This is a genomic window from uncultured Roseicyclus sp. (genome assembly GCF_937892565.1).
Classification (GTDB): domain Bacteria; phylum Pseudomonadota; class Alphaproteobacteria; order Rhodobacterales; family Rhodobacteraceae; genus Roseicyclus.
This window is the reverse complement of the sequence record NZ_CALAHQ010000049.1, coordinates 23779-35716: the sequence shown is the minus strand read 5'-3', so window position 1 is coordinate 35716 and position 11938 is coordinate 23779. Positions and strand designations below refer to the sequence as shown.

8 protein-coding genes are annotated in these 11938 nt (G+C 63.7%); 5 read left to right on the top strand and 3 right to left on the bottom strand.

Annotation, left to right across the window (positions count from 1 at the left end):
• Together Q0094_RS06835 and Q0094_RS06830 are read left to right on the top strand one after the other, a co-directional pair.
• Window positions 1–1743, top strand: a 1743-nt coding sequence (locus Q0094_RS06835) for a PAS domain-containing protein (protein WP_297616808.1), incomplete at its 5' end; no start/stop codon positions are given.
• A gap of 106 nt (window positions 1744–1849) precedes the next feature.
• Window positions 1850–3232 carry a M20/M25/M40 family metallo-hydrolase gene (locus Q0094_RS06830; RefSeq protein WP_297616805.1) on the top strand — a complete coding sequence of 461 codons (1383 nt, stop codon included), beginning with the start codon at window positions 1850–1852 and terminating at the stop codon, window positions 3230–3232.
• Here Q0094_RS06830 and Q0094_RS06825 read toward each other — a convergent pair.
• From Q0094_RS06825 to Q0094_RS06815, 3 genes are all read right to left on the bottom strand, one after another.
• Window positions 3187–3732 carry a holin family protein gene (locus Q0094_RS06825; protein WP_297616803.1) on the bottom strand — a complete coding sequence of 182 codons (546 nt, stop codon included), beginning with the start codon at window positions 3730–3732 and terminating at the stop codon, window positions 3187–3189. The genes Q0094_RS06830 and Q0094_RS06825 overlap by 46 nt on opposite strands.
• Window positions 3732–4343, bottom strand: coding sequence for a holin-associated N-acetylmuramidase (locus Q0094_RS06820; protein WP_297616801.1), 612 nt, complete (start codon window positions 4341–4343; stop codon window positions 3732–3734). Before Q0094_RS06820 ends, Q0094_RS06825 begins: the two co-directional genes overlap by 1 nt.
• A gap of 128 nt (window positions 4344–4471) precedes the next feature.
• Window positions 4472–7879, bottom strand: a complete 3408-nt coding sequence (locus Q0094_RS06815; protein WP_297616798.1) for an indolepyruvate ferredoxin oxidoreductase family protein — start codon at window positions 7877–7879, stop codon at window positions 4472–4474.
• A 181-nt stretch (window positions 7880–8060) separates the two neighbouring features.
• On the opposite strand from Q0094_RS06815, the gene Q0094_RS06810 reads away from it, so the two are divergent.
• From Q0094_RS06810 to purL, 3 genes are all read left to right on the top strand, one after another.
• The gene (locus tag Q0094_RS06810; RefSeq protein WP_297616811.1) at window positions 8061–8975 is read left to right on the top strand and encodes a LysR family transcriptional regulator; all 915 of its coding nucleotides are present in this window, start codon (window positions 8061–8063) and stop codon (window positions 8973–8975) included.
• A gap of 226 nt (window positions 8976–9201) precedes the next feature.
• Entirely contained in the window at window positions 9202–9684 is a 483-nt protein-coding gene (locus Q0094_RS06805; protein ID WP_297616796.1) for a GNAT family N-acetyltransferase, read from the top strand.
• Window positions 9685–9752: 68 nt separating this feature from the next.
• Window positions 9753–11912, top strand: a complete 2160-nt coding sequence (purL, locus tag Q0094_RS06800) for a phosphoribosylformylglycinamidine synthase subunit PurL (protein WP_297616793.1) — start codon at window positions 9753–9755, stop codon at window positions 11910–11912.
• Window positions 11913–11938: the final 26 nt, after the last annotated feature.

The window sequence follows — 11938 nt, the reverse complement described above, 5'->3', positions numbered from 1 at the left end:
ATGCACCCCGGCCCCGAAGGCCCGGTGACCGTCGGGATGCGCTTTGAGGACATATTGCGCCGCGACTGGCGCCATGGCGCGCTGTCGTTGTCGTCATCGCAAATGGAAGAATGGGTCGCCCAACGTCTGGCCGAACGGGCCAAACCCTATCTGCGCAAAGACGTGACCATGCGGGATGGCCGCGTCTATCGCTTGATCGATCGCAAGATCTTGGATGGTGGACGCATGACCCTGATGGTCGATATCACCGAGGTCAAACAGATCGAACAACGGCTTCAGGATGTGATCCATGCCGCCGATTTCGGGACGTGGTCCTTGGATGTGGTCCATTGGGTTGTCGATCTTGATGCGCGCGCCTGCACCATGTTGGGCCACACGACCCAAGCGCTTTCGCCGCTGCCAAAGCCGGACTGGCGCGCCATGGTGCACCCCGATGATCTGTTGCGCATCGAGGATCATATGGCGGATTTTCTGGCGGGCGATGTCGTGACCTATCATGCCGAATACCGCATGCGGCACCGTGATGGACATTGGGTCTGGCTGCAGGCACGCGGGGGCGTGTCCAGCCATCACCCCGATGGCTGTCCCCAGACATTATCGGGCATCTTGATCGACATTTCGCGCGACAAGTCGATCGAGGCCGATCTGTCCTTGCGCGCGGCCGCCATCACGGCGACCAGCGACGGGATTTTGATCACTGATGATGCCGGCATCATCCTTGACATGAACCCGGGTTGTGCGCGGATGCTTGGCTATCCGCCTGCTACCCGGTTGGTGGGCCATCATTGGTCCAAGTGTTTTGCGCAAGATTCGATCACGGCCATCGAAACACGCGGCTTTGCGGCGCTGCAACGTGAGGGCACATGGGTAAGCCCCGCCTTGGGGCGGCGCGTGGATGATGCGCGTGTTGAACTGGAACTCAGCCTGACGCGCATGGCTGACGGGCGCACGGTCTGGGTCAGCCGCGATGTCAGCGCGCGCAACGCGCTGGCGCGCGAAAAGCTCGAGTTGCGCGACAGCGTGAACCGGGCCTACAGGCAAGAAATGGTCAATCTGCTGGCGGCGGGTTTGACACATGATCTGTCGAACCTGACGGCCCTGATTTCGCATCTGTCCGATCCGGCCATGGCGGGGTTCGCCATGGACCACGAAACGCTCATGGTCGAAATCCATGCCGCTGCCCGCCAGGTGGTATCGCTGCTTGATCCGATCCGTGACCTTGGTCAGCGCCAGTCCATGGTGGCATCCACCGATCTGGGCGCGCTCGTGACCGAAGCGGCGGATATCTTGCATTTGGGGGCGCCCGGCACGCTCAGGATTTGCACGCATCTTCCCGATGTGCCGATCACGGCTGATCTGGACGCGATGCAACTGATGCAGGTTTTGCTCAATCTGGGGCTCAACGCACGCGACGCGCTGGGCGATGGGCTGCAAACGATCGATCTGTCGCTGGGTTTGGCCGAGACCCTGCCGCCGGACGCCACGCTGGAAACCGGTGTCATTCCTGACGCGCCTTTTGCGCTGTTTACCATCAAGGACAGCGGCAGCGGCATACCGCCAGCCGTTCGCGCCAGAATCTGGGAGCCGTTCTTTACCACCAAAAAGCTGCGCGGCACGGGGCTTGGCTTGTTTGTGGTGGCCGATATCGTGCGCTCGGCCGGTGGTGGCATCGCCTTGCGCACCGCCGAGGGCCAAGGCACCAGCTTTTTCATCGCCTGGCCATTGTCACGACCCAGCGCCTAGCGCTGTGCGGCATGGCACGCCGTTACCCTTGAGGCTGACGCCAAGCCCTGCCAGTGTCACGCTGTTGCATCAACCGGGCTTTCACCCCCCACGGAGACACGCGCAGATGCCCGACCCATCCGACCGGGACCGCGCCATCAGCCTTGCGCGCGCGCTTGCGGGCGACGCAGCCTTTCGCGATGCCTTGGCCGATCTGATCGCCTTTCCCACCGATGCAAGCCAGCCCGATGCCCCGCTTCAGGCCTATCTGCGCCATGTGGCCCATGGCTTTCTGGCGATGGGGTTCACGACGCAGGGCTACATCACCGAGGGGCGGCCTTTTTTGGTGGCCTCGCGGATCGAAGACAAGACCCGGCCCACGGTTCTGGGCTATGCGCATGGCGATACCGTGCCGGGCATGGCGGGCCGATGGGCGCATGGGCGCGATCCGTGGCGCCTGAGCGAAGATGCCGACAGCGGGCATTGGTATGGGCGTGGCATCGCCGACAACAAGGGTCAGATGCTGGTCAACATGACCGCGATGCAGGCGGTTTTGTCGGCGCGCGGACGCTTGGGGTTCAATGCCCATGTGATCATCGAGATGGGCGAGGAAATCGGATCGCCGGGCCTGCGCCGGCTGTGCGAACGGCTCAAGCCGGATCTTGCGGCCGATCTGCTGGTGGCGTCTGACGGGCCAAGGCTGGATGCGGCCAGCCCCACGATCTTTCTGGGCGCACGCGGCGGTGCAAGCTTCCGGCTTTGCCTCAAGCGGCGCGAGGGCGGGCGGCATTCGGGCAATTTCGGCGGTGCCTTGCGCAACCCCGCCCTTGAACTGGCCCATGCGCTGGCCACCATCACCACGGCGCAAGGCGCGCTGCAGGTCAAGGGCTGGCTGCCCGATGCGGTCCCTGACGCCGCGCGCGCAGCCTTGGCCGGGCTGACCCCCGCCGGCGGCGAGATCGACCCCGATTGGGGGGCCCAAGGCCTGACGCCCGCCGAACGCATCCATGCGTGGAATTCGGCCGAAATTCTGGCCTTTGGCGCTGGCATGATTGCCCATCCCGTCAACGCCATCCCCGATATGGCCGAGGCTGTGGTGCAATTGCGCTATGTGCCGGGCATCGATGATCGTGATCTGGGCGCGGCCTTGCGGGCGCATCTGGATGCGCATGGCTTTGGCGATGTGACCATCACGCCCGAAGGCCCCAGCTTTCGCGCCTCGGCCACCCCGGTCGATCACCCCGCCGCCCGGTTTGCCGCCGCCTCGCTGGGGCAAAGCCATGGCGCGGCGCCTGTGGTGCTGCCCTCTCTGGGTGGGTCGCTGCCCAATGACATCTTTACCGAGCTTTTGGGCCTGCCCACGATCTGGGTGCCCCATTCCTATCCCGGCTGCTGTCAACACGCCCCGAACGAGCATCTGCCCAAGGCGCTTTTGATCCAAGCCACCGGGCTGATGGCGGGGCTTTACTGGGATCTGGGGCTGGCCTCGAAATCCGATCTCGGGCTGTGACCGCCGTCCGCACGCCAGGCGGAAATGGCAGGATTGGTCGAGACAGGATCGCTGGCGGGGGCTTGTGGCACCGCCCGGCGCCTTGGCGCCAGACCGGCGCGCCGCGGGACTGTCGCGTAGCGGTAATGGTGCAACTCGCGCGCCCCGAAATAAAAGCTGACGATGGCGCCCAAAAGCCACCACAGCGGTTCCGGCACCGCCTCCAGCCCCGTCATGCGGGCCGCAAAAGCCGCGGGGTCGACCATCGCAAAGATGAACAGCCCCAGCGTTCCCAGCGCCAGCAAGGGCCGCGGCAGCCGGTTCAACCCGTTGATCACCCGATCAAAACCGCTGCTGCCGCCATACTGGAATTCGGCGGCTGCGGTTTCCAGGGTCGCGCGGTGGATGGCGCTGTCAAGCTCCATCGCGCGGGTGGCATTGGGCAAAAAGACCTCTGACACCCCTTCGACCGCGCCGCCGATGGCCTCGGCCGCCTGTCCGATGCCCATGATGCGCGACATCATCCCCATGCTGCCACCCGCGCGCGATGGTCCGCCTCGCTCAGATGCCAGCGCGGCGCGATGAATTCCTCGGCGCGCGTGATCCATCCCCCCTTGCCGCCATCGCGTCGGCGGGCAAATTTCCGGCTTTGCGGACGGCGATCGCCAAGCTGATAGTAGTAATTCCGCCGGGCAATGCCGTAGGCATCGACCAGATGATCGGGCGCATCGGCCAGCGCCCGATGCGCCGCATGCGCGGTGCGCGGCCCGATCACGCCATCCACGACAAGATCTTGGCCCATGTCACGCAAAAGCCGCTGCAAGATGCGCACCGCGTTCGAGCCCGCATTGACATACATGTCAAAGACGCTGGGCTGCAACGCTGCGGGCAAAAGCCCGATCCGGGGGCGCTGGAAATATTCCGACACAAACAGCGCGATCGCGCGTTCGCGCGTCACCAGTTGCACATCGCCCGTGTCGATGTCGCCATCGCGGTCGAGATCCAGCCCCAGCGCCCGCAACGTATGGAGCGTCACGCCAAACTGCGTGGGCCCGCCCGGGTCATCGGGGTCGTTCACATATCCGCCTTCGCGGGCAATGATGTCTTCTGCGATGGATCGAACCGACAGCATGGGTTCGCCCCTCCATGCTCGGTTTCTGATGCGGGCAGATTACGCAAAGTGGATGAACACCCCGTTAACGCCACAGCCAATTTTGAGGCGCCGCTGGTTGACGCCGCCGCAGGGGGCGGGGGCGCCCCCTACTCGGCCGCCTGCGCCAAGGCTGCGCCGCCGGCTGCCAAGCGCTGCAAGATCTCGGCACGCCTGAGGGCGGCTTTTGCGGCATTGCCCTCTTTCACCAGACCAAAGCCCCGGATCGACAGCGGCAATTCGGCCAATGCCAACAATGCCGTGGCATCGACCGCGCCCGCCTTGGGCAGCCATGCGGCCATATCCGCCTCATACTGGGCGATCAATGCCCGTTCCATCCGGCGCTCAGCCGTGTAGCCAAAGGGGTTGAAGGCCGTGCCGCGCAAGAATTTCAGCCGTGCCAGCACGGGAAAGACATGCGCGATCCAGCCCCCAAACTCCCGCTTTCTGGGCCGACCCGCCCCATCGCGCCCCGGCAGAAGGGGTGGCGCAAGATGATAGCGCAGCTTGACATCACCCTCGAACTCGGTGCGCACCTTGGCTTTCGTATCCAGATGCAGACGCGCCACTTCGAATTCATCCTTGCAGGACAAAAGCTTGTGATAGGCCTTGGCGACGGCCGCCCGCAGCGTCGGGTCTGAAATCCTGTCCAGCATGCGTTGATACCGCCGCGCCAGTCGCGCATTCTGATAGCGCGTCAGATGATCGACACGATAGGCGATCTGATCATCGAGCGTGCGCGGCAAGGCCACCACCTGTGCCGACAGCAAACGCTGGGCTGCGGCCTGGTTGACGACCGCCCAGCGACCCGTCTCGAAGGCTTGGGTGTTGCGCTCGACCGCCGCCCCGTTCAGGGCAATCGCTTCGTGGATCGCCGCATGGCTCAGCGGGATCAACCCCTGCTGCCACGCCGCGCCAAACACCATCATGTTGGAATAAATCGAATCCCCCAGCAAGATCCGCGACAATTCCGTGGCGTCAAACAGCACCAGACGATCTTGAAGCCTTGCCTGAAGAACAACCTCCAACTCGTTTGACGGAATGCGAAAATCGATGTTTTTTGTGAATTCGCCCGTGATGATCTCATGCGCGTTCACCACCGCGCCGGTCTGGCCCGTGCGCATCAGGCCCAGCGTCTTGGCCCCACCGGTCACCACCAGATCGCCACCGATCACGGCATGGGCTTCCCCCAGCGCCAGACGGATGGCCGAGATATCCTGAGGGCTTTGCGCGATGCGCAGATGGATCCAGACCGCGCCCCCCTTTTGGGCAAGGCCCGCCATTTCGATCATGCCCACGCCCTTGCCGTCGATCTGTGCGGCCTGCGCCATCACCGCCCCGATGGTCACAACCCCGGTGCCGCCCACGCCCGTCACCAGAACATTATGCGTGCCGGCAATTGCAGGCAGAACCGGGTCGGGAATGCCCGACAGATCGACCTGGGCGCTTGCCTGTTTGCGCACACGGGCACCTTCGAGCGTCACGAAGCTGGGACAAAACCCCTTGAGACAGCTGAAATCCTTGTTGCAACTGGATTGGTCGATGGCGCGCTTGCGGCCCAGTTCCGTTTCCACCGGCACGATCGAGACGCAATTCGACTGCACCCCGCAATCGCCACAGCCCTCGCAGACATCGGTATTGATGAACACACGGCGATCGGGGTCGGCAAAGCGCCCGCGCTTGCGGCGGCGGCGCTTTTCGGCGGCACAGGTTTGCACATAGACGATGGCCGATACGCCCTCGATCTGCTGAAACCGTTCCTGCACCGCCATCAGATCATCGCGGGGGTGCGTTTCGATGCCTGCCGGAAAAGCCGCCCAGTCGATGTCTTCCTTGGGGTCATGGACCACCGCCACATGGCGCACACCGATCGCCTTGAGCTCGGCCACGACGCGGGCGGGATCAAGCCCGCCGTCATTGCCCTGCCCGCCGGTCATGGCCACGGCATCATTGAACAAGATCTTGTAGGTGATGGTGGTGTTTGCGGCCACGGCCGCACGGATCGCCATGATGCCCGAATGATTATAGGTGCCTTCGCCGATATTCTGGAAGATATGCTTGCGGTGGGAAAACGGCGCCTCGCCGATCCAGTTGGCGCCTTCGCCGCCCATATGGGTAAAGGCCTCGGTGCCGCGATCCATCCATTTGACCATGAAATGGCACCCGATGCCCGCGCCGGCCCGCGCGCCGTCGGGCACCTTGGTCGATGTGTTGTGCGGACAGCCCGAACAAAACCACGGCGTCCGGTTGGCCAGATCGGGCCCATTGCCGCCGCGCGCGGCGTCTTGCACATGGGCCAGCCCCGCACGGATGCGGTCGGTGCCGCGCCCTTCCTCGATCAGGATTTCGCCCAGTTTGAGTGCGATATCACCCGGATCAAGCGCAAAATGGGTTGGAAACAGCACCTCGGCGCTGGCGCCCTTGTGGTGGCCATACACGCGCCGGCCGCGCGGGTCGTCAAAGATCGCCTCTTTCACCTGACCTTCGATCAGCTTGCGCTTTTCCTCGATCACGATGATCAGATCGATCCCGTCGGCCCATTCGACAAAGCTTTTCCGGTCCAGCGGCCATGTCTGGCCAATCTTGTAGGTGGTGATGCCCAGCCGGTCGGCCTCGGCCGCGTCAAGGCCAAGGCTGGCCATGGCCGTCATCAGATCGAGCCAGTTCTTGCCGGCCGCCACCAGACCGATCCTGGCCCCGGGCTTGCCATGCACGCGCCGATCGATGCCGTTGGCGCGCGCAAAGGCTTCGGCCGCGTAGCGTTTATGGGCGAAAAGCCGTTCCTCTTGCGCGATCCAGTGATCGTCCAGCCGGATGTTCAGCCCGCCTTTGGGCATGTCGAATTCGGGCAGCACAAAGCCCATGCGATCGGGCCGCCCATCCACCACGGCGGTGGCCTCGACCGTGTCCTTCATGGTCTTGAGCCCCACCCAGATCCCCGCAAAGCGGCTGAGCGCAAAGCCGTAAAGCCCGTAATCAAGGATTTCCTGCACCCCGGCCGGGCTGACGATGGGCATGGCGGCATCCACCATCGCCCAATCGGATTGGTGGCACACGGTCGAGCTTTCGCCGGTGTGGTCATCGCCCATGGCCATCACCACGCCGCCATGGCGCGACGTGCCGGCCATGTTGACATGCCGCATCACATCGCCCGAGCGGTCCACCCCCGGCCCCTTGCCATACCACAGGCCAAAGACACCGTCATACTTGCCCTCGCCATAAAGCTCGGCGCGCTGGCTGCCCCAAAGCGCGGTTGCCGCCAGATCCTCGTTCAGGCCCGGTTGAAACAGGATATCGGCCGCCGCAAGATGCCGCTGGGCGCGGCTCATCTGCATGTCGACCGCCCCGAGCGGGGAGCCGCGATAGCCCGTCACCAGACCCGCCGTGTTCAAGCCTGCCGCGCGGTCGCGTGCGTGTTGCATCAGCATCAAACGCACAAGCGCCTGTGTGCCGGTCAGCAAAACAGGGGATTTCGTCAGATCAAAGCGATCCTCCAGCGATACCTGCTGCACCCCCATGGCGGGCCTCCCGTGACAGCGTTGATCGAATTGTCATCCAGTATGGGTCACGCATGCTGACCTGTCCACGCAAATCGCATCACAACCGTGCACTGTCACAAAAAAGCGAGATAAATCCGGCACTTTCTCTTGGCAACTGCGGCGGTCATACCCAAGATAGGGATGCTTCATGAGGTGGACCATGGATTGGGACAAGCTAAGGATTTTTCATGCCGTGGCCGATGCGGGCAGCCTGACGCATGCAGGCGATACGCTGCATCTGTCGCAATCGGCCGTCAGCCGCCAGATCCGCGCGCTGGAGGAAGGGCTGAACACGACCCTGTTTCACCGCCATGCGCGCGGTCTGATCCTGACCGAGCAAGGCGAATTGCTGTTTGACGCGACCAAGCACATGACCAAGCGCCTCGATGCCGCCGCCGCGCGCATCCGCGACAGCGAGGAGGAGGTATTTGGCGAATTGCGGGTCACGACCACCATCGGGTTCGGGTCGCTCTGGCTGGCCCCGCGCCTGCCTGCGCTTTACGAAAAATACCCCGATCTCAAGATCGATCTGATGCTTGAGGAACGCCTGCTGGATCTGCCCATGCGCGAGGCCGACGTGGCCATTCGCATGAAGGAACCCAGCCAGGCCGATCTGATCCGCCGCCGCCTGATGACCATCAACATGCGGCTTTACGCATCGCCCGAATATCTGGCGGCCCATGGCACGCCCGCGACCACCGATGATCTGGCGCAGCATCGGGTGATCAGCCAGAACGCCACATCGGCTCAGGTCAGCGCCGGGGCGATCCTGGTGCGCGAATTGATGAGCTATTCGGTTGGATCCACCCTGACCGTGAACAATTATTTCGGCGTGCTGCAAGCGGTGATCCACCATTTGGGCATCGGGGTCCTGCCCGACTACCTGACACAGGATTTTCCCCAACTCGTGCGCGTGTTGCCCGATATCCAATCAGCCGAAGTTCCTGTTTTCCTTGCCTATCCCGAAGAACTTCGGCAATCGAAACGGGTCGAGGTTTTCCGCGATTTCGTCGCCGAAGAGGTCATCGCCTATCGTCGTCGCCGCCGCGAGGAAGAACCCGGTGCGCCTGTCTGAACCCTCGTCTGAACCCCTGTCCGAACCCTTGTTTTGGTCTGTGTGCTATGCGCAACAGGCATATCGGCTTTGCGGCATCGCGGCATGTTTCGCCTTGATAAGTAGCCCTATGCCACATAATTGGGCAGCAATGGGACGCAGACGATCTTTCGTTGTTCCATTACCTCCCTGTTGGACTTTGGCCGAGATTCGTCTCGGCCTTTTTTTTGGCTGAAAGGGTGCCGCCATGGGTTCCTCGATGGTTTCCAAAGTCGAAACAAACCCGGAGTTTCAGGACTGGGACGTGCTGGCCGCCCTGCTGCGCAAAGCCTATGCCCCGATGGCGGGCCGGATCGATCCACCCTCCTCCCTCACCACCATGACGCGCGATGATATCGCCGCCAAGGCGCGGGTCGAGGATCTGTTCCTGATCCGCGACGCGGACCTGCCCATCGCCTGCGGCTTCGGCGCCCCCCAAGGCGACGCTTACGAGATCGGAAAGGTCGCTGTCGCCGACACCCATCGCCGCCGGGGCCTAGCCCGCGCGCTGATCGAGGCCGCCGCCGCCCATGCCCGCGCCCAGGGCTTCGGCACCCTCCAGCTCTACGCCCGGATCGAGTTGACCGAGAACCGCGCCACCTACGAGGCCCTCGGCTTCCACATCGCGGCCGATTTCACCCATCCCGGCTTCACGCGCCCCACCGCCCATTTCTTCCAGCGCGCCCTTTGAGGCGTCCAGTGTCTTCCCCCCGCCCGCGCGCCCTCGTATAGAGCAGCGCAAGCAAAGGGGGCCCGCGCATGACCGAACCAGCCATCACACCCGAACTGATTGCGGCCCATGGGCTGAAGCCCGATGAATATGCGCGCATCCTTGACATCATCGGGCGTGAGCCGAACTTTACCGAACTGGGCATTTTTTCGGCCATGTGGAACGAGCATTGTTCCTACAAATCCTCCAAGAAGTGGCTGCGCACCCTGCCCACCACGGGCCCGCAGGTGATCTGTGGCCCCGGTGAGAATGCAGGCGTGATCGATATCGGTGATGGTCAGGCCGTGGTCTTCAAGATGGAAAGCCACAATCACCCTAGCTACATCGAACCCTATCAGGGGGCTGCCACCGGCGTCGGCGGGATCTTGCGGGATGTCTTTACCATGGGCGCGCGCCCGATTGCGGCGATGAATGCGCTGAGCTTTGGCACCAAGGACCACCCCAAGACGCGCCAGCTTGTGCATGGCGTGATCGCGGGGATTGGCGGCTATGGCAATGCCTTTGGCGTGCCGACCGTGGGGGGTGAGGTGCGTTTTGACCGCGCCTATAACGGCAACTGCCTTGTGAATGCCTTTGCGGCCGGTCTGGCGGATGCGGATGCGATTTTCTATTCTGCGGCCTCGGGCGTAGGCATGCCAGTGGTCTATCTGGGCGCGAAAACCGGGCGCGACGGGGTGGGCGGGGCCACCATGGCCTCGGCCGAATTCGACGATACGATCGAGGAAAAGCGCCCCACCGTGCAGGTTGGCGACCCCTTTACCGAAAAGCGTCTGCTCGAGGCCTGCCTTGAGTTGATGGCTTCGGGCGCGGTGATCTCGATCCAGGACATGGGTGCGGCCGGGCTGACCTGTTCGGCGGTCGAGATGGGCGACAAGGGCGGGTTGGGGATCAAGCTGATCCTCGATCACGTGCCGCAACGCGAAAGCAACATGACCGCCTATGAGATGATGCTGTCGGAATCGCAGGAACGGATGCTGATGGTGCTCAAGCCGTCGATGGAGGCTGTGGCCCGCGCGATCTTCGTCAAATGGGATCTGGATTTCGCCATTGTCGGCGAAACCATCCCCGAAGACCGCTTCGTGATCATCCATGGCAACACGGTCAAGGCGGACCTGCCGCTGTCAAAGCTGTCGTCCGAGGCCCCCGAATACGACCGCCCTTGGGTGCCCACCCCCCCTGCCCCGGCGCTGGACCCCGTGCCCGAGGTCGATCCCATCGATGCGCTCAAGGCCTTGATCGGATCGCCCAATTATTGTTCGCGGGCGTGGGTCTATCAGCAATACGACCATATGGTGCTGGCCGATACCGTCCTGGCCCCGGGCCTGGGCGCGGGCGTGGTGCGCGTGCATGGCACGACCAAGGCGCTGGCCTTCACATCCGATGTGACGCCGCGCTATGTCAAGGCCAACCCCGTCGAGGGCGGCAAACAGGCGGTGGCCGAAGCCTGGCGCAATCTGGTCGCGGTGGGCGCAAGGCCGCTTGCCGCCACCGACAACCTCAACTTCGGCAATCCCGAAAAGCCCGAGATCATGGGCCAGTTCGTGGGTGCCATCCAAGGCATCGGGGCGGCCTGTGCGGCCCTCGACATGCCGATCGTGTCGGGCAATGTCAGCCTTTACAATGAAACGGACGGTCAGGCGATCTTGCCCACGCCCACCATCGGCGCGGTCGGTCTGTTGGACAGTCTCGATGATCTGATCGCGGGCAAGGCGCGCGATGGGCATGTCTTGTTGGTCGCGGGTGCCACGGTCGGGCATCTGGGGCAATCGGCACTTCTGGCCGAGGTGTTCAACCGCGCCGATGGCGATGCGCCCCCCGTCGATCTGGAGGCTGAACGCCGCGTGGGCGCGTTCATTCTGGCCAACCGCAAATGGATCACCGCGTGCAGCGATCTGTCGGATGGGGGGCTGGCGCTGGCAGCGTTCGAAATGGCGGTGGCGGGCGATGTGGGGATCAGCCTTGAGGCAGCCAGCATGGCCATGTTGTTTGGCGAGGATCAGGGCCGCTACCTGATCGCCACCAGCTTTGACAAGGCCGAGGCGCTGATGGTGGCGGCCGGACAGGCCGGGGTGATCTTGCACACGGTGGGCCGTGTGGGCGGCGACAGCCTGCGCATGGGCGGGTCGGCCGCCCCCTTGGCGGAACTGGCCCGTATCTGGCGCGGTGCCTTTGGCGCCCATTTCGCATGACCCAAGCCGCGGCCGCCCGCTTGCAG